Raw genomic sequence first — 19,112 nt, 5'->3', positions numbered from 1 at the left:
GGAGCGAGCTTGCTCGCGAAGAACGTCAACGATAACGCAGGCATCCTGGTTTAACGCGCTGTCCTTGCGGCCTTCGCGAGCAAGCTCGCTCCTACAGTGAAGGCGCCCGCACTTGAATAATCAGCAGCGCCGCAATCACCGCCGGAATCGCGCAGAAGAAGAAAATCTGCTCGACCGGTATATGCATCGCCAACAACAGGCTGCCAAACAGCGGCCCCAGAATTGACCCGAACCGCCCCACACCCAACGCCCAGCCCGTGCCGGTGGCGCGCACCTGCGCCGGGTAAAAGTTACTCGCGAAGGCATTGAGGGTCAGTTGCCCGCCGATGATGCAGAACCCTGCTGCAAACACGCAAGCCACCAGGTAGCGTGGGTTGTCGTGGTTCAAGCCCAGCAGGATGGTGCACAGCGCTGCCGCCGCCAGCACGCCGGACAGTAACCGCACTTTGCTTTTCAGACGGTCGGCAAACCAGGCCATGAGGATGGCGCCCAAGGTGCCGGCGAACAGGAACATGGAGGTGACCAGGTTGGCTTCGTTCAACGCCAGGCCGCTTTCGAGCAATAGCGACGGCAACCAACTGATCATGAAATACAGCAGGATCAGGCTGACAAAGAAAGTCGCCCAGATCAGCAGCGTCGGGCGCGCATAGCCGTTGCGAAACAGCTCCACCACCGTCAGTTTGCTGCCTTGCTCCTGCAAGTTTTCAGCTTCGGTCGCCGGTGGCGGTTGCCAATCGGGCAGCATCCGCGCCGTGACTTTGCGCAAACGCAGATACGGCGGCGCATCGCGCAACAGGCGTGGCAAGGATTCGGGCAACAGCCACACCAGGAACGGGAACAGCAGCAGCGGCGTCACACCACCCGCCAGGAACACCGCCTGCCAACCAAAACCATCGATAAACCCGGCCGCCACAAAGCCGCCTGCCGCGCCGCCGAACGAGAAGCCGCAGGCCGCCAGGGTCACCATCAAGGTGCGCATCCGCGGCGGCGAATATTCAGACATCAATGCCATGGCACTGGGCATCGCGCCGCCCATGCCAATGCCGCAGATAAACCGCGCCGCCATCAACGTGGTCAGAGAATTGGCGAACACCATCAGTACCGTGAGGCTGGCGTAGATCAGCACGCACGCCAACAGAATACGTCGCACGCCAAACCGATCCGCCAGCGGTGTCACCAGCAGCGAGCCCAGGGTGAGGCCCAGCAGGTTGGCGCTGAACACGGGGCCAAACGCGGACTTTTCCAGGCCCCAATCCTGGGCCAGCGCCGGCACTACATAGCCCAGCACCTGAGCGTCATAGCCATCGGTGACCAGTAGCAGTGCCAGCAGCAGGAGAATCAACCATTGGTAGCGCGACACCGGACGGGCGTCGAGTGCCGCACGAAAGCTGGCAATCTGATTGTGCATCGCAAGGTACCTTTATTTTTTATTAGGTTGGCGCGATCAAATGTGGCAGGGGTTTACCCCAATGCCAGTCCGTTAAGCGCGAATCCCCTGTGGGAGCGGGCTTGCCCGCGAAGGCGGTGTGTCAGTCACCGCATCTGCCAGTGCACTAACGCTTTCGCAGGCAAGCCGGCTCCCACATTTGATCTTCATGGCTGTGAGCATTGCGCTCGCTTAACTGAACGGCATTGGGGCCTCCCCCCTCCCACAGGGGTCCTAGGGGGTGTCAGGTTGATTGGCGGGGTGGGCCTGCACGAAGGCTGGATGTTGGGCCGCCAACGCCGCCACCCGCCCAATGCGTGGGTATGCCGCCAAGGGCACCTTGAAGCGCTCGGCCGCATACAACTGCGGGATCAGAAACGCATCGGCCAAGCCCGGCTGCTCGCCAAAGCAAAACCCTGTGTCGCCAATCAACTGCTCCACAGCGCCCAGGCCCTGGCTGATCCAGTGCCCGATCCACTCCAGCAATTGCGCCTCATCGTGCCCCCACTTGCGCAGCAAGTTCTGGGTGCTGGAGTTATGCAACGGGTGGATATCACAGGCGATGATCGACGCCACCGCCCGCTCATGAGCCCTGGCGACCAAATCCCTGGAGAACATCGGCACCTGTGGATAACGCTCTTCCAGGTACTCAATGATCGCCTGTGACTGGATCAGCAACGCCCCTTCATCAGTACGCAATGCCGGCACGCGCCCTTGGGGGTTGATCGCCAGGTATTCAGGCTGGCGGTTGGCGCCGCCTGCCGGCACCAGCAGGTTGACCGGCAGCGCGGTGAAATCCAGGCCTTTGAGGGCCAGGGCAATACGTACTCGATACGACGCGGTGGAACGGTAGTAAGTATAGAGTTCCATGGCCCTGCCCTCTCAGCGCGCCGCGACCACGGTACCGCGGCATTCGCCGAAGCCGATGGAGGCAAAGCCCTCGCGGCTGCAACGGGCACGCAGAATGATTTCGTCGCCGTCTTCAAGGAATTTACGTACCTCGCCAGAGGCCAATTCAATCGGCTTCTTGCCGCCTTCGGTAATTTCCAACAGGCTGCCGAACTGCCCCGGCTGCGGGCCAGACAATGTGCCCGAACCAAACAGGTCACCCGCCTGCAACTGGCAGCCATTGACGCTGTGGTGCGCCACCATTTGCGCCACGGTCCAGTACATATGCTCGGTGTTGCTCAGGGTCAGGCGATGGGCGGGCAGGTTTTGCTCACGCATCGAGGCCGTGGTGAGCAGCACTTGCAGTTCGATATCAAAGGCGCCCGCGTTCTGATCACGCTTATCCAACAGGTAAGGCAGCGGTTGCGGATCACCTTCAGGGCGCGGCGGCTGGGCTTTGCGGAAAGGCTCCAAGGCTTCGGCAGTCACCACCCACGGCGAGATGCTGGTGATAAAGCTTTTCGACAAGAACGGCCCCAGCGGCTGGTACTCCCAGGCCTGGATATCCCGCGCCGACCAGTCGTTGAGCAGGCAGAAACCGGCGATATGCTCGGCGGCATCACCAATGGCAATCGCATCGCCCATGGCATTGCCCTGGCCGATCCAGATGCCCAGCTCCAACTCATAGTCCAGGCGCGCGCATGGGCCAAAGGTCGGCTCGGACTGACCGGCTGGCAAGGTCTGGCCCTTAGGGCGTCGCACCTCTGTACCCGAGGGACGAATGGTCGAGGCACGGCCGTGGTAACCAATCGGCACGTACTTGTAGTTCGGCAACAGCGGGTTATCGGGGCGGAACAATTTGCCGACGTTCTGCGCGTGCTCGATGCCGACATAGAAGTCGGTGTAGTCATTGATTTTGGCCGGCAGGTGCATCTGGCAATCGGCGGCACGGTGCAGCACTTGCGCCTCGCGGGTTTGCAGCTTGCTGCCTTCGGCCAGCAGTTCCAGCAGGCGCTGGCGCAGGGCAACGCGAGGCCCACGGCCCAGTTCGAAAAACGCGTTTAACTGCCCGCCCGCAGTGGCTTCGACGGCGCGCCGGGCGTCACCGTCAAACTCATCCAGCGCGGCGTGCAGGTCGAGGATCATGTCGCCAATCGCCACGCCACTGCGCGGGGCCGAGCCGTTGATACTGAACACGCCCAGAGGCAGGTTTTGCAGGGGGAAATCCGCGTGACCGTTGGCCGAGGCCACCCAGCTGCGGGTCTGCGTTGGTTGAGTCATGGGTTATCTCCGGTTCGGGTTGAAGGTGGCGGGCAGCGCGGCCCAGCACGCGTCGTAAGCAGGTTGCAGTTGGGGGCACTCCAGGGCGAACTGGGTCGGACGCAGCGCTTGGCTGGTCTCGAACATGAAGGCCATGGTGTTATCGATCTTGTGCGGCGCCAGGTCCGCATTGATGGCCTTGGTGCAAGTTTCGCCATCCGGGCCGTGGGCGCTCATACAACTGTGCAGCGAGGCGCCGCCCGGCAGGAAGCCTTCGGCCTTGGCATCGTAGGCGCCCTGGATCAGGCCCATGTATTCGTTCATGAGGTTGCGATGGAACCACGGCGGCCGGAAGGTGTTCTCGGCCACCATCCAGCGCGGCGGGAAGATCACGAAGTCGAGGTTGGCCAGGCCGTGCACGCTGGTGGGCGAGGTCAGCACGGTGAAGATCGACGGATCCGGATGGTCAAAACTCACCGTGCCAATGGTGTTGAAGCGACGCAGGTCGTATTTGTACGGCACGTTATTACCGTGCCAGGCGACCACGTTGAGCGGTGAGTGATCCAGCTCGCAGGCCCACAGTTCGCCGAGGAATTTCTGTACCAGCGTGGTCGGTTGCTTGAGGTCTTCGTAACGGGCGACGGGCGTGAGGAAATCGCGCGGGTTAGCCAGGCCGTTGCTGCCAATCGGCCCCAGGTCAGGCAGGCGCAGCGGGGCGCCATGGTTTTCAGCGACGTAGCCGCGGGCTTGCGCGTCCAGCAGTTCGACACGGAACTTGAGGCCACGGGGCAGCACGACGATTTCCAGCGGCTCGACATCCAGCACGCCCAGTTCGGTGGCGATGCGCAAGCGCCCCTGCTCCGGCACGATCAGCAACTCGCCGTCGGCGTTGAAGAACACGCGCTCCATGGAACGATTGGCGCGGTAGTTATAAATGCTGATGCCCGAAGGTTTTTCCGACCCCGAGTTGGCAACCATGCCGACCAGTCCATCGATAAAGTCCGTGGGTTCACTCGGAATATCCAGCGGGTTCCAGCGCAGTCGGTTGGGCGTCACCGCCCCCAGCGGGCCACCGGCCAATTGCCGCGCAAGTTTGACGAACGCCGGGTGATTGGCGGACGGCTGGATGCGGTACAGCCAGGTGCGCCGGGCTTCGCTACGCGCCATGGTGAAGGCGGTGCCGGAAAACAGTTCGGTGTAGAGCCCGTAGGGGGCTTTTTGCGGCGAGTTCTGGCCGACCGGCAGCGCGCCAGGCAAGGCTTCGCTGGCGAATTCGTTGCCGAAACCCGACAGGTATTCGAGGTCCATGGATCTTCCTCTGTGCAGAAGTTGTTTTTATCGTAATCCAGTTACGCATAACGTAATTTGATCACTGTCGACCGTCAAGCTATAAAGACGCCCATTCATCTCTCGGATTCTCGCCCTTCCATGGAAAAGCCCCGCGACACCGGTAAACAGAAAGTCCGCTCGGCGGAAGTCGGCACCGATATTCTCAAGGCCCTGGCCGAACTGTCCCCGGCCACCTCGCTGTCACGCCTGGCCGAGCATGTGCAGATGCCGGCGAGCAAGGTCCACCGCTATTTGCAGGCGCTGATCGCCTCGGGTTTTGCCGAACAGAACAGCGCCACCAACCATTACGGCCTGGGCCGCGAAGCGTTGCGCGTAGGGCTGGCGGCGCTGGGCAGCATGGATGTGTTGAAAGTCGGCGCCATGCCCCTGGCCGAACTGCGCGATGAGTTGAATGAAACCTGCTTTCTGGCGGTGTGGGGCAACCAGGGCGCGACCGTGGTGCAGATTGAGCCGGCAGTGCGCGCCGTCACCGTGGTGACGCAGTTGGGCTCGGTGTTGCCGCTGCTCAGCTCGTCCACCGGGCTGGTGTTCAGCGCCTACTTGCCGTCGCGGGAAACCGTGGAGCTGCGCGAACGCGAGGTTCAAGCCGGCACCGCTCACACCTTGGCGGACGATCAGGCCTATGCCAGCGTGTGCGAGCAAATCCGCAGCCGCGGCCTGCACTTTGTACATGGCCTGCTGATGCCCGGCGTGGATGCGTTGTCGGCGCCGGTGTTCAATGCGGTCGGGCAAGTCGCGGCGGTGATGACCGTGGTCGGCCCAACCTCGCTGTTCCATGCCGATGAAGATGGCCCGGCGGCGCAGCACTTGCTGGCGGCGACCCGGGCCGTGAGTTGGCGGATGGGCTATCAGCCCTGAATCACTCGTCGCTGCGCGCCAGCGCCACGGCCACGCGATCCTCCAACGCCTTGACCTGCGAGCCGGCCACCACGTAGTTGTTGGTCAGCATCGAGAACACCAGCTTGCGCCCGCCGGCATCGGTGATGTACCCACTCAATGACGACACGCCGCCCATGGAGCCGGTCTTGGCGTGCAGGTTGTTTTGCGCCTGCGTGTCGCGCAAGCGATAGCGCAGGCTGCCGCCGGTCATGCGGTCGGTGTTGCCGGCAATCGGCAGCGCGTTGTACCAGGCGTCGAACCACGGCTGTTTGCTGGCGGCCAGCAGCAGGTCGGTGAGGGTTTGCGACGACACCAGGTTGCGCCGTGACAGGCCTGAGCCGTCAACCTGACTGAATGTGGCGGTTTCCAGCCCCTGGCGCTTGAGGAACCCGGCCACCGCCACAGCGCCCGCTGCTGCCGTGCCGCTATTGGCCGTCTTGCGCCCCATGGCCTTGAGCAAGGCTTCAGACATATTGTTGTTCGAAAGCTTGAGCAGCGGTGTGATCAACGCCTGTAACGGCGCCGATTGGTGCTCGGCCAGCACCGTTACCGCCGCCGGGCTTGCCCCGCCCATCACCCGACGCCCCAGTACGGTAATGCCCTGCTGCGCCAGGGCTTGTTCAAACAGATTCGCGACCAGTTGCGTTGGCTCCCAGACGCTGACCAATTGCTGGCTCTGCTTTCCCGGCGCTACTGCGCCGCTGAGTTGCAACAGGTTGGTGCCGTGACGGCGATTGATTCCATAGCTGTTGCCCGGTCCGCTCATGGCACGGTTGCTCAGTTGCAGGTAATCAGTAGGCGGGAAAATATCGACACTCACCGGCGAGCCGGCCAGCAATGGCGCCTTGGCCGTAACCAGCACGCTGCCCGCATCAAAATCCGCATTGGGCGCCACGGTCAGCGCCGAAATCTGCGCGCCGTAGTAGGTGGTTTCGTCATCGTGGGACCAGTCGACACCTAGCCGCTCGGCATCAAACCAGGTGTCATCGAACACCAGATCACCCTGCACCTGGCGCACGCCCTGGCTGGCCAATTGCGCGGCCAGCGCCTGGTAGTCGGCAAACTGAATGCTCGGGTCGCCCAGGCCACGCAGGTACAGGTTGCCGGTCAGGCGGTCGCCCTGGCGTATGCCGTTGCTCAGCAGTTGGGTGGCGAAGCGATATTGCGGCCCCAGCACATCCATGGCCGCCGCAGTGGTCAACAGCTTGAGGTTGGACGCGGGCACCAACCGGCTGCGTGGGTTGTGCTGATACAGCGTGGAGCCCGTGCGGGCGTCACGTACCATCAGCGAGACCGTAGCACCTTGCAGCGCCGGATCGCTCAGCAGTTTATCCAGGGTTGCCGGAGTGGAAGTTTGGGAGACGCTGGCGCAGCCGCCCAGTAAAAAACTCAAACCGACCAGCAGGGTGCCGGTGCGTAGCCATTTTCCAAAGTACATCAGTAGCGTTTTCCATAAGCATGCAATGGCGGCAACGCTAACAGCTCGCTATCAATGTGGCGACCGCTTTCCTGTAGGAGCTGGCTTGCCTGCGATGCAGACAACTCGGTGTATCAGGCAAACCCCGTCGATGCCATCGCAGGCAAGCCAGCTCCCACAGATAAATGAATCAGAAGGTCAAGGTACTGGACACCGACACCTGCCGCGCATCGCCCATGGACACAAACTGCGTATTCACCGAGGACGTGTAGTAGGTACGGTCGAACAGGTTTTTCACGTTGAGCTGGAACTTGACCTTCTGCCCCTCAAGCCTGGTGTCATAGCTGGCGAACACATCAGCCACGGTGTAGCTGGGCAGTTCGAAACTGTTGGCCGCATCCCCTGCCCGCTCGCCGACATAACGCGCCCCGGCGCCGACGCGCAGTTGATCACCGCCCAGGATGCTGCCGAAGTCATACACCGCTGACAGCGAGCCGGTGCTTTTTGCCACGTTCTGCAGGCGGTTGCCTTTGAGCTTGGGGTCTTCGGTAACCTCGGCATCGGTGTAGGCATAGCTGCCGATCAGGCTCCACTTATCCGTCAGCTGGCCGCTGGCATCCAACTCCAGACCACGGGAGCGCACTTTGCCGGCCACGCTGTACTCAGAGGTCAGGCCCTCGCCTACCTGCACCAACACGTTGCGTTTATCGATCGTGAACAGTGCTGCGCTGGCGGTGATACGCCCCGGCAGGTCGAACTTGGTACCCAGCTCCCAGGCTTTGGATTCCTCCGGCTGCAAACTGCCATTCAACACGGTTTTATTGGCCAGTGGCGCGATGGTGGAGTTGGGTTTGAACGACTCGGTGTAGCTGCCGTAGAACGACAATTCGTCATTATAGCGATACACCAAACCGCCCCGAGGCACCCACTTCTGACCATTGCCGTCGGTGTTGGCGGTGAACGGCACGCCTTTGCCGGCGTATTGGTCGTACATCTGGTAGCGCGCACCGCCGACCAGAATCCATTGATCGTTAAGGTGGATGGCATCCTGGAAGAACAGCGAATCGCTGCGCAAAAGGTCGGTCTGGTTGCTGTCCGGCGCGCTGACTTTGGAACCGGCGACTTCGTTGCCGTACACCGGGTTGTTGTAATCGAAGCCGCCTCGCGGTGCCTGGCGGATCAGGTCGGCACGGTAGATCTTGCGGTACTCATCGTCCAGGCCGAACACCAGATCGTGCTGCATACCTGCAACATCGACCTTGCCTTCGAGGCTGGCGGTGGCAAAGCGGTCGGTGGTCAACGCGCCCTGGGTACCGTCCATGCTGCGGGTCAGGGTGCCATTGGTGTTGACCTTGACCACGCGCACCTGGCTGGCGTCGTAGGTTTCGCGGTTCCAGCTGTAGCCGAAGTGGGCTTTCCAGTCGTCGTTGAGATCATGGTCGACAGTCAGGCGGTACAGATCGGAGCGGCCTTCCATGTTGTTGAACGGCTCATCCAGACGGCGGGTGGCGGGGATGTTCAACGGGTGGTTGGTCTTGGGATCGATGGCGGTGCCACGGTCGAACGGGGCGAGAAATTCGCGGTGCTCATAGGCCAGCAGCACTTGGGTGGTGTCGCCATACCAGGCCAGCGACGGCGCCACCAGGGTTTCGCGGTGGGTGCCGTAGTTGCGCCAGTAGTCTTCGTCTTCATGGTCGACGATCAGGCGATAAGCCAGGCCGCTGTCACCCAGGGGCCCGGTGGTGTCGAGGTTGCCGCCGCTGCCGTTCTTGCCGCTGCCGAAGGTCGAACCGCGTGCGGTCAGGGAGGTGGACTGCACCAGCTCAGGCTTTTTGCTGACGATATTGACTACACCGCCTGGGTCCTGGATGCCATACAACAGCGACGACGGGCCCTTGAGCACTTCGACGCGTTCGGCTGTCGCGTTCAAGGCACGGCCCTGCACCATCGGCATACCGTCCTTCATGATCGAGCCGTTACGGTTGTCGCCAAAGCCGCGCAACATCACCGCATCCTGGGTGCTGCCGAGGGTGTTTGTCTGGGTGATACCGCTGATATTGCCCAGCGCGTCATCCAGGTTGCGCGGTTGCTGGTCGCGCAGCACTTGAGCAGGCACTACGTTGACGGTTTGTGGGGTTTCCAACAGCAACCCATGGGAGCGCATTACCGAGCTGGTCGGCGGCGGTTGGTAGCTGGTGCTGTCCTGGGTGAAGCTGGCGCCGCTGATGGTGGTAGGGCCGAGGTTGACCGCGCCGTCGGTTGGCACCGGCTCCAGCGCCAGGGTGCGGGCGTCGATCTGGCGGAACGTGAAGCCGGATTGGCTCAGCAGGCGTTGCAGCGCCTGGCTCGCCGTCATCGGCCCGCTGACTGCCGGGGCATTGAGGCCGTAGGGCGCTTCATCGGTATAGATCACGCTGATGCCGGTGACCCGGCTGAATTCGCTCAGGGCCTGGGGCAGTGGTTTGGCTGCCAGGGCAAAATTGAACTGGGCGCTGTGCTGCTCCTGCGCACGCGCAACGCTCAAGGGCAGCAACGCCAGCCCCGACACCGCCAAGACCGAAGCTCCCAGCCACTGTTTTACCCAACCGCCCGCCGTCGACTTCATGCTCTGAGAACCCGTGTTGAAAACGCTGTTAATGCGAATAGATCGCAGTTTCAAGCACTACACGGATGGGGCGCAGGTTTACCTCACATGGGTTCGCAACTATTTTTGTTTATGCCGCCCTCAAGGCCACTCGCGGCCAGGCACTCCTTGGCACTCTTCTTCAATTTCTTGATCAAGCGCTCTTGACGCAGCGCCTCGCCCTTGCTCGCACATTGTTCGGTGTACACCAAGGCCACGGCGGGGCTGGACAGAAAGAACCGTGCGCCCTTGCCGCTTTGGTGCGAGGCAAACCGGCGCACCGGGTCATTGCTGATGCCGCAGTACAGCGAGCCGTTGGCGGCACGCACCAGGTAGACGAACCAGGGTTTGGGTTCAGAGGGATCAGTCACAAGTCGGAGTCGGCAAACCAGAAGAGCGCCAATCTTATCAACGCCCGGCCTGAAATGCCTTCAAGCCTTTGAGCGCCTGGGCACGTACCGCGTTTTTCAACGCGGGCGACCAGCCCAGCAACAGGCCCTTGAGGCCCAACGCCTGGCGCGACCAACGCCATAGGTCGAAGTGGTCGTGGTGTTCACAGATCTTGCCGTCACGGAACACGAACCGCGCACCGATATCGTTGACCACGGTATTGCCGGTGGCGCTGAACAAATACGTCGCCACCCAATGGGCACTGCCGGTGCTGTCATCGCTGCGCACATGGTCGTACGTCAGGGAAAAATCCTTGGCCCGCGTGGTAAGCATGCGCCACATATCACCGGCATCCCGCCCGCGCAGTTCGCCGAAAGCCGGGTCGCTGAAGACCACATCGTCGGTGTAGCAAGCGGCCATGGCCTCGGCGTCAAGGCGCTGAAACGCCTCGTAGAAGCGGTGGATCAGGGCATCGTGGGCAGCACTCATGGGCAGGTTCCGCAGCAATTATTGTCAGGCCTGCACGATAATCCGCACAGGCCGCGAAGACCATGGGCATTCATGACAAAAATAGCGCTGCCGTCGATCTGGATCCCTTCAGCGGTCGGCAGTGCGGACTTGAACACTAGCCGCGCGGCCTTGACGGCTATCAATGCAGGCGCGTTGCAACTGACCTCCGTCAGGGTCGCATCACTTACGGTCGATTAACCAGCGCTTAAGCGGGCGCAAGGAAGTACACCGCCCAATGGGTATTTCGACTCAACTAATTTGACCGGGGATTCAAACAACCCTCAACTAATACCAGCAGACGCGAACAACAAGTTAGAGCACTTAGCGCACTCGCCCCATACAACCAATACGAATCCTGCGTTTGGCCTTTAGTTAAATCGCTGTCATAAAACTGCAACTTTCTAAGGTACCATTCCTGATGCACGCGCATAGGCGAACAGTTCAACATCGGTAGAGATACTCAGCCGCTGCATCGCTGTACTTTTCTGTTTGCTGATAGTGGAAATACTCCGGTGGACCTTGGCCGCGATCTGGCTGACCGTCATGCCGCTGGCCAACATGCGCACCACCTCGCTCTCCTTGCCGGACAACTGCGGCTCATGGGACTGATTGCCTGTCCCCGCCTCCACCAGTTGCACCCGCAGGCATTCACTGGCGAAGGTCTGGCCCGCGCACACGGCTTTGATCGCCAGGGGCAACTCCTTGGCAGAGGCACTTTTGGCGACCACTGCCTTGGCACCATGGGCGAAGGCGGCACGCAGGGTGGCAACGTTGGCGAACATCGTCACCAGGATCACCGGTACGTTCGGGTACTGACGACGCAGCAGGCTCAACAGGCTGTAGCCATCGGCTTGCTGACCGCCCGGCATTGCAAAATCGGTGACCAGCACGTCACATGCCGTAGTACTCAACACCCCGAGCAATTGATCGGGGCCGTCGGCTTCGCCGACCACCTTGCACTTGCCATTCGCCTCAATCACAACTCTCTGCCCGACTCGGACAATAGGGTGATCGTCAGCAATAATTACTCGAAGCATAGATACCTACGAATGGTGGCAACTTGAATCCGCGCAAAATACCTCTGTCAGCGATTATCAACAACTGCTAACAAAGACCCGCTTGCAGCCGAAACCAATGTTTAGTAGTGGCTATTTTTTGGACTACAACACAATAGGAAACCACCTACAGCAAAAACTAGACTTCCAAATAAATTAAACCCTCTGTAAACACCTTTCATAGAGTGGACAGATAATCCAGATAGGCGCGCAAGCGTGCCTGGAACAGTGTCAATTCCGCCAGGTGTGCAGACACGCCATCGCGCTGAACCTGCTCGATCAACCTCACCGCACAGGACTCAAGCCCCGTCCCTCCTACAAACACCAGGCTCCCCGTCAATCGATGCAGGCGTTCGGCGGTCAATGATGCGTCCAATGCGGCACAGGCACGACCTAACAGGTCGTGATCTTGCCAAGCCTCGACCAGCAGATTTTCCAACAGTTGATTGACCACCTGTTCACTGCCAAACGTCGCGACCAGGCTCGCGCGGGCGGGCCACCCCGAAACCCGCGCAACAGGCTTCTCACCGATGGGCACGTGATCGGCATCCGGGAGCCATCGCGCCAGTACGGCACGTAATTGTTCCAGGGTCAGAGGCTTGAGTAGCCACGCATCGATGCCCGCGTCGCTGCAGCGCCGGGGGCTGTCGTTTTGCAGATCGGCGGTCAACGCGATGATCGGCACTCGCCTCAACCCGAAGTGGTGCTCATATTGGCGAATGGCGCGGGCCATGCTGTAACCGTCCATGACGGGCATCTGGCAATCAGTGATCACCAGGTCAAAGGGCCGACGAGCATAAGCCACTCGCCCGAGATACCCGTCGGCGACCAGCTCATGGTCCAACCCGAGCTTTTGCAGCAAGCAACCCAGCAATAGACGGTGGGCTGAATGGTCCTCCGCCACCAGGACATGCAACTGCCGCCAGTGAGGCGGGGGAGTAACAGGCGATCTCGATTTGCGGCTCGCGCCTGCGGTTGAACCTGACAGCGAACCCATCAGTACCTCTTCGTAGCTATTGATACGGCAGCAACCTTCGGCACTGACGCAATAGCCATAGAGGCCTACTCAGGCAGCAACGATCGCCACATTCCTTTGAATGCTATCGACACAAAACCAATAACCTTTTGAATTGCTTAAAGCCGATACAACAACTACGAAAAAACGCGAACTCGCCCTATTCGATCCCCCCTGCCAATGTCGTATTAGTTGTATTTCCCCCGCGCACGCCCCTCGCTAAATTGTGCCCCACCCCAAAAGAGGGACGGCTTGCCACTCCCCGGCAGCCGCAAAAAATATCGAGACCGTCGCACCGACAACCACCCGCCGACACCGAAGCGGGCGTTGCGTTGCACGCACCTCTATCTGCCAGCCTGCAATGGAAAAAACAGAAAAATGAAGAGCCCTGTATCCCTATTGAGCAGTGCCCTGCTGCTCGCCATGAGTTCATCGGTATTCGCAGCCAGCAGCGTGGACCTGGCCGTCAAAGGGCTGATCACACCCAGCGCCTGTGCGCCCAGCCTTTCAAGCGGCGGGATTGTCGACCACGGAAAAATTTCGGCAAAGGATTTGAAGCTGGAGGGGTGGACCGTGCTTAAAAATCACAACCTGCAACTAGGCATCACGTGCGATGCGCCAACCCTGCTAGCCCTGAAGGGCATTGATAACGTTGGTGACGCCCACGATCCGAGGAACAGCTATGGCCTGGGCTTGGTCAGCGGAAAAAAATTAGGCAGTTTCTCCCTGACCTTAAGCAATCCGATCGCCGATGGCGCAGCGATCTCCATGATTGAGTCCTCGGATAACGGCCTCACCTGGCGGGAAAGTTTCCCGAGTGACATCTGGCCAGCCTCCTACCTCGCTTCGTTTGGCGACAGCATCACCGGCAGGTGGGCACCCACCCCGGTCCAGCAGGTGGTGGCAGACCTCATGGTGGAAACCATCATCGCGCCGACAGCAGGAATGGATCTGACCACAGAGGTTCCTATCAACGGGTCCGCCACGCTTGAAGTCAAATACCTATAACGCCTCTGCCCCCATGCCCAAGGAGATTCACTGACATGAATGTTTTTGCATCCAGCCTGCTAGGTACCTTGCTGCTCTGCCCGACCGCATTCGCCGCCAGCAACACAGACTTGCTCGTGCGCGGCAGCATCACCCCCAGCGCTTGCTCACCAGCCATCTCCGGCGGCGGGACTGTGGACTTCGGCAAGGTGTCGGTCAAGGACCTCAACACCGATACCTACACCGATCTGCCCAGAGAAACCATGCTGTTGAGTGTGCGCTGCGACGGGCCGACGTACTTCACCCTCAACACCATCGACAACCGTTCAGGCACCTCCGCCAGCCACTTCAGCTGGCATGGGCTGGGCACCACACCCAGCGATGAAAAAGTCGGCGATGCCGGGCTGGGTCTCTATATGCCCGTGGCCGACGGGGTCTCCGTGCGCACCATCACTTCAAGGGATGGCGGCGTGACCTGGATGCCTTCGGTGATGCTCAGCCATACCTTGCTGACGGCGATCGCCCACAGCGACGACGTGATACCGATTGCCATTAAGGAACTGGACGCCGAGATCCGCCTGATCACCCACATCGCACCTGCCAACAACCTGACGCTGACCGACGAAGTCCCTATCGACGGTCACGCCACCGTACAAGTCAATTACCTTTAAGGAGTCCCTACGATGAAAACCCGATTGACCACCCTGGCCGCCGGCGTATTGCTGCTCGGCTCGGCCACCACCTTCGCTGCCTCCAGCGTGGACCTGGCCGTCAAAGGCCTGATCGTGCCCAGCGCTTGCACACCCAGCTTGTCCGGTGGCGGCGTGGTCGACCACGGCAAGATTTCCGCCAAGGATCTGAATCTGGACGACGCAACACATCTGGATAAACGCACCCTGACGATGACGGTCAACTGTGACGCTCCGATTCAGTTTGCCCTGCACCCGATCGATAACCGTGCAAGTTCCAGCATGAGCAGCTCTTACTTTGGCCTGGGTTTTATCAACGATACCCAGAAACTGGGTTACTACTTCCTCACCTTGAGCAACCCGGTCGCCGATGATGGCGTTGTAGTGCAGACGATCGGTTCTACTGACCAGGGCCAGACCTGGTTCAAAGAGAAGTTCCTGGACCCAGGCCTGTACATGTCAGTGGCCTCAATGGAGGACCTTACCCTGCCCCTGGCGGTCAAGGACTTGAGCGTTGATGTGGGTGTGACCACTGCAATTCACCGCGCCGATGGCCTGGACCTGAGCAACGAAGTAACCATCGACGGCTCCGCCACCCTTGAAGTGAAGTACCTCTGACCCATGGTGCCCCATGCCCTCATCCTTGATGGGCATGGGCTTCGCCGTGGGCTGTGTTCACCCGTGCCAGTGATGAATCGATGACTATGTTCACCCGTTTCTTTACCGTGCTGTTGTTATCCCTGTGCGCTGCGGCCAAGGCCAGTGCGGGCACCGCGGCCGAGCTTACGGTAACCGGTCGTGTGACACCGGATGCCTGCTATATCGAGCTGTCGGATGAAGGTTTTGTCGACCACGGAAAGATCCCTGCACACACCCTCCTTGTCGACGAATTCACCGTGCTGCCCAGCCGACAACTCGAACTGCAGGTGCAATGCGCCAGGCCCATGTTGTTTGCGCTGGTGGGTATCGACAATCGTGCGGAGTCTTCCCTGGCACCGGATTATTTCTATGGGCTGGGCAGGAACATCCATGTACCGGACGAGCGTCTCGGCTCCGTGGCGCTGTCGTACCGCAACCCGGTGGGGGATTCACAGGCCATGCAAGTCTTGGCCTCCACCAACAGCGGCGAAAGCTGGACGCAAGAGCCCAATGGCTACCCGCGATCCTATATGGCCTTTGCCCCGGCGGGCGACCGTCAACCCGACTTCATCAGCCAGTTGAGGGTCCAGCTTCAAGTGGACACCGCCATCAACTTTTCGCAGTACCTGACCCTGAATCAGGAAGTGCCCCTCGACGGCTCCATCGTTCTGGATTTGCGTTACCTCTGACCCACTCATTTCGCCTAATGGAAAACCCATCATGACGATGACATGCTCAAACACCGCGTTCGGCCTTGTTGCCCTGCTGCTGATATTCGGTAATCAAGCAAAGGCTGACGGCATGGTCCCGGACACATCCGTGGTGATCGTCCACGAGGCCGATGGTGAAGCTTCCGTCTCGGTGACCAATTCCGACAGCCAGCTTTCGCTGTTGCATGTGACCTTGCAGGATATTCCGGAAGACACCGAACCCCTGCTGGTGGTGACGCCGCCGCTGTCCCGAGTCGAAGCGTCCAAATCCCAGTTGGTGCGCTTTATTCTGCAAAACCAAAAACCGTTGCTCACCCAGCGGCTCAAACGCGCCGTGTTCGAAGGCATGCCCCAGGGCCGCGCAGCCACTGCCGCCGGTCATGCCCGCGTGGGCGTGACCGTGCGCCAGAACCTGCCGGTGATTGTGCATCCCAAGGGCCTGGCACCCAATCGCAGCCCCTGGACCGGCCTGACATGGACCCTGCGCGACGGCCAATTGCAGGTGCGTAATGACACGCCCTATGTGGTGCGCCTGGCACAGGAGCTGCAGTTGTTGCCCGGCGACGGCAAGGCGATGCTGCCGCGCACCTATGTGCTGCCAGGTGAAGCCTTGAGCGTGCCGGCCAGCGGTGGCCAAGCCAAGACGGTGAGGCTGCAACCGGCCACTGTGTACGGGTTTGCGGTCAAGGCCTACGACGCCCCCATCACCCTCTGACAGAAAACCACAGGCGTCGCCAAGACCGCCGCCTGGATAACGAAGTGACGGCTTATCGACCGTCACCAGAACGCCCAAAGCCCCGAACCAAATGAGGGCTGTGCGTTCACTAAGCGAGTACCTTGCGTGAAAACAGTATTGAGTTACCGTGACGGCGAAGCCGTGCCCATTCGCCCAGCCTTGCCGCTGGTGTTGCTGCTGTATGCGCTTATGCCGGACAAGGCGTGGGCCGACGACACCAGCCCCGCAGGCTTCGACGCCCAGACCTTGCATCAGCGCGGCATCGATCCACAGTTGGCCAGCCTGCTGCTGGCAACCCCGCGCTTTGCCGCCGGGCGTCATAGCGTCAACCTGCGGGTCAATGGCCTGCGCCGGGGACGCCTGGAGGTCAGTTTCGATCAACAGGGCACCCCCTGCCTGGACCGTGCGTTGCTGGACGCCGCCAACCTGGTGATACCCGCTGACCCGGTAGGTTGTCAGGATTTTCTCGTGCGGTATCCGCAAAGCCTGGTGGAACCGGACCCGTCGACACTGACGTTGGCACTGGTCGTGCCCACCGAAGCACTGCGCCCCGTGCAACAGGACATCTCGGGCTACCAGACCGGCGGGTTTGCCGGGATGCTCAACTACGACCTGAGCGGGTTCTACAACCGCTTCGGCGAAGACGCCAGCCGGTTTGGTTCAGCCAATACCGAAGTCGGCTTCAACGCCGGCGACTGGATCGTGCGCAGCCGCCAAGTACAGACCTGGCAGGATGGCTTATCGCGCAGCACCCACTTGGAGGCCTATGCGCAACGGACCTTCGCCAGCCATCAGGCAGTGCTGCAGGCCGGGCAGATCAACCTCTATAACCCGGTGTTGTCTGGCGCACAAATCACCGGCGTCCAGGTGCTGACCGAGCAGGCCCTTCAGGAGCAAGGCCAGAGCGCGCAAATCCAGGGGATCGCCAACAGCCCGGCACAGGTAGAAGTGCGCCAGAACGGCGCGCTGATTCACTCCACCGTGGTGCCTGCCGGGCCGTTTGTGCTGAACGATGTACGCCGTTTGAATACACGTTCGGACGTCGAAGTTACGGTCAAGGAAAGTGTCGGCGGGGAACGACGTTTCACCGTACCCGCCGCCATGCTCGGTCTCGGCCTGCCTGCACCCGGCTATTCGGTCGCAGCGGGGCGCGTACGTAACGTCGGCGGGGCCGAGGCAGAGGCGCCGTGGGTGGTCAGCGCCGGTTGGACCGGGAACTTGCATCCGCAACTGACCCTGGGCACTGGCGTGCTGGCGACCGGCGAGTATCGCTCGGCGGGCGCTAGCTTGGGCTGGCTGCCGTGGCTGGACAGTCAGATCCAAGTGTCTACCCAATTGTCCAACACCCAGTCGTGGGAAAAGGTCTCGGGGGTGCAGACTGATCTTTCCTGGTCACAGCGCCTGAGCGAGCGATGGTCGTTCAGCGCCGCCAACTCCTGGCGCAGCAGCGGCTACCGCGAACTGGAGGAAAGCAGCTACGAGCGCGACGACAGTCAGCGCAACTCACGCTATCGCGATCAACAAAGTATCAACCTGGGGTGGTCACATCCGCAGCTGGGCGCATTCAGCGCCGGCGTTTCACGTTCGAGTACCTTCGAGGGCAACAGCAGCAGCCGCGCGCTCGCAGCGTGGGGCACGAGCATTGGCGCAGTCTCGTTATCGGCCAGCGCCGAGTGGCAGATGGGCGGACGCCAGCAACAGGACAACGCGGTCTACCTCACTGTCAGCGTGCCGTTGGGCGAAAGCCGCCGGCTGCGCAGTTGGGTGCGCAACTCCGGCGGCCAAAACCGTACCGGCCTGGGCCTGACCGAACAGATCGACGACCAACTGAGCTACCGCGTCAGCGCCGAACACGACAGCAGTGACCATCAGGTGGAAACCAGCGTGGGCGTTTCGGCATTGCCGCGCTATACCCAACTCGACTTGAGCTACAGCCGCTCCGATGCCGAGCGTTCGAGCTACCAGGGCGGCGCCCGCGGCGGTGTAGTCGTGCATGGCGACGGCATGACATTTACCCCCTACCCGGTGCGCGACACCTTCGCTCTGGTATCCGTCGGCGACATGAGCGGCATCAAGCTCAGCACCCCCAGTGGGCCGGTGTGGACCGACTGGCAAGGCCAGGCCGTGGTGCCGCAGGTCGCCGCCTACGGGCGCAGCCCAGTGGAAGTGCAGACCCGCTCACTACCGCGCAACGCCGATATCAACAATGGCCTGGCCGTGATCTCGGCCGGGCGTGGCGCTGTCGATCGGGTCGAGTTCGGCGTGGGCCTGACCCGCCGCATGCTGCTCACCGTCAGCGACGATAAGGGAAACCCCATGCCGGTGGGAGCGTCCGTTACGACGAACACAGGTGAGTTCATCACCTTGGTGCAGGACGCCAGCCAGGTGTTCCTGCCCAATGTGCTGGACCAAGGAGCGCTGTGGATCACCACCTCCCAAGGCAAACGCTGTGAATTGCGCTACCAACTACCGGCAAAAGCCGACCCCACGGTGTATTTCGAAACCGCACCTGCTCGTTGCCACACACCATGAGGAGTA

At 61.0% G+C, this 19,112-nt stretch carries 17 protein-coding genes; 7 read left to right on the top strand and 10 right to left on the bottom strand.

All coding sequences use genetic code 11. The features are described from left to right. Nucleotides 1-91: 91 nt before the first annotated feature. The 4 genes from JJD66_RS15200 to hmgA form a co-directional block, all read right to left on the bottom strand. Nucleotides 92-1,408 (bottom strand): MFS transporter, encoded by a 1,317-nt coding sequence (locus JJD66_RS15200; RefSeq protein ID WP_057976134.1) that lies wholly within the window; start codon nt 1,406-1,408, stop codon nt 92-94. Between the two features lie 252 nt (nt 1,409-1,660). Then, nucleotides 1,661-2,296 carry a maleylacetoacetate isomerase gene (gene maiA, locus JJD66_RS15195; RefSeq protein WP_198714884.1) on the bottom strand — a complete coding sequence of 212 codons (636 nt, stop codon included), beginning with the start codon at nt 2,294-2,296 and terminating at the stop codon, nt 1,661-1,663. Nucleotides 2,297-2,308: 12 nt separating this feature from the next. Continuing rightward, nucleotides 2,309-3,595: a fumarylacetoacetase gene (fahA, locus tag JJD66_RS15190; protein WP_054921080.1), complete on the bottom strand. Its 1,287-nt coding sequence runs from the start codon at nt 3,593-3,595 to the stop codon at nt 2,309-2,311. 3 nt (nt 3,596-3,598) lie between these two features. Further along, the gene (gene hmgA, locus JJD66_RS15185; protein ID WP_200648494.1) at nt 3,599-4,882 is read right to left on the bottom strand and encodes a homogentisate 1,2-dioxygenase; all 1,284 of its coding nucleotides are present in this window, start codon (nt 4,880-4,882) and stop codon (nt 3,599-3,601) included. Between the two features lie 120 nt (nt 4,883-5,002). Here hmgA and JJD66_RS15180 point away from each other — a divergent pair, with 120 nt between their 5' ends. Next, entirely contained in the window at nt 5,003-5,782 is a 780-nt protein-coding gene (locus JJD66_RS15180) for an IclR family transcriptional regulator (protein WP_054897733.1), read from the top strand. 1 nt (nt 5,783) lies between these two features. On the opposite strand, the gene dacB is transcribed toward JJD66_RS15180, so the two are convergent. The 6 genes from dacB to JJD66_RS15150 all read right to left on the bottom strand — a co-directional run bounded on the left by dacB (nt 5,784) and on the right by JJD66_RS15150 (nt 12,795). After that, nucleotides 5,784-7,241 (bottom strand): D-alanyl-D-alanine carboxypeptidase/D-alanyl-D-alanine endopeptidase, encoded by a 1,458-nt coding sequence (gene dacB, locus JJD66_RS15175; protein WP_200648493.1) that lies wholly within the window; start codon nt 7,239-7,241, stop codon nt 5,784-5,786. Nucleotides 7,242-7,410: 169 nt separating this feature from the next. Beyond that, entirely contained in the window at nt 7,411-9,825 is a 2,415-nt protein-coding gene (locus tag JJD66_RS15170) for a TonB-dependent siderophore receptor (RefSeq protein ID WP_200648492.1), read from the bottom strand. A gap of 83 nt (nt 9,826-9,908) precedes the next feature. Further along, entirely contained in the window at nt 9,909-10,214 is a 306-nt protein-coding gene (locus tag JJD66_RS15165; protein ID WP_105225848.1) for a GIY-YIG nuclease family protein, read from the bottom strand. A gap of 37 nt (nt 10,215-10,251) precedes the next feature. Next, nucleotides 10,252-10,722, bottom strand: a complete 471-nt coding sequence (locus JJD66_RS15160) for a nuclear transport factor 2 family protein (protein ID WP_200648491.1) — start codon at nt 10,720-10,722, stop codon at nt 10,252-10,254. Between the two features lie 422 nt (nt 10,723-11,144). Next, nucleotides 11,145-11,780: a response regulator transcription factor gene (locus JJD66_RS15155; protein ID WP_054897729.1), complete on the bottom strand. Its 636-nt coding sequence runs from the start codon at nt 11,778-11,780 to the stop codon at nt 11,145-11,147. 196 nt (nt 11,781-11,976) lie between these two features. Continuing rightward, a complete protein-coding gene (locus tag JJD66_RS15150) occupies nt 11,977-12,795 on the bottom strand; it encodes a response regulator (protein ID WP_200648490.1) in 819 nt (272 codons plus the stop codon). Nucleotides 12,796-13,065: 270 nt separating this feature from the next. On the opposite strand from JJD66_RS15150, the gene JJD66_RS15145 reads away from it, so the two are divergent. The 6 genes from JJD66_RS15145 (at nt 13,066) to JJD66_RS15120 (ending at nt 19,106) form a co-directional block, all read left to right on the top strand. Further along, a complete protein-coding gene (locus tag JJD66_RS15145) occupies nt 13,066-13,821 on the top strand; it encodes a DUF1120 domain-containing protein (protein WP_308706293.1) in 756 nt (251 codons plus the stop codon). A gap of 35 nt (nt 13,822-13,856) precedes the next feature. Continuing rightward, nucleotides 13,857-14,471 carry a DUF1120 domain-containing protein gene (locus tag JJD66_RS15140; protein ID WP_200648489.1) on the top strand — a complete coding sequence of 205 codons (615 nt, stop codon included), beginning with the start codon at nt 13,857-13,859 and terminating at the stop codon, nt 14,469-14,471. A gap of 12 nt (nt 14,472-14,483) precedes the next feature. Further along, on the top strand, nt 14,484-15,107 hold the full coding sequence (locus JJD66_RS15135) for a DUF1120 domain-containing protein (RefSeq protein WP_198714892.1): 624 nt from the start codon (nt 14,484-14,486) through the stop codon (nt 15,105-15,107). Between the two features lie 80 nt (nt 15,108-15,187). After that, entirely contained in the window at nt 15,188-15,817 is a 630-nt protein-coding gene (locus tag JJD66_RS15130; protein WP_200648488.1) for a DUF1120 domain-containing protein, read from the top strand. Nucleotides 15,818-15,848: 31 nt separating this feature from the next. Beyond that, a complete protein-coding gene (locus tag JJD66_RS15125; protein WP_200648487.1) occupies nt 15,849-16,553 on the top strand; it encodes a fimbria/pilus chaperone family protein in 705 nt (234 codons plus the stop codon). Between the two features lie 138 nt (nt 16,554-16,691). Then, a complete protein-coding gene (locus JJD66_RS15120) occupies nt 16,692-19,106 on the top strand; it encodes a fimbria/pilus outer membrane usher protein (RefSeq protein WP_200648533.1) in 2,415 nt (804 codons plus the stop codon). The last annotated feature ends 6 nt before the right edge of the window (nt 19,107-19,112 follow it).

Source organism: Pseudomonas sp. MF6751 (assembly GCF_016613265.1).
Lineage (GTDB): Bacteria > Pseudomonadota > Gammaproteobacteria > Pseudomonadales > Pseudomonadaceae > Aquipseudomonas > Aquipseudomonas fluorescens_BV.
This window is presented reverse-complemented; position numbering and strand designations above follow the sequence as displayed.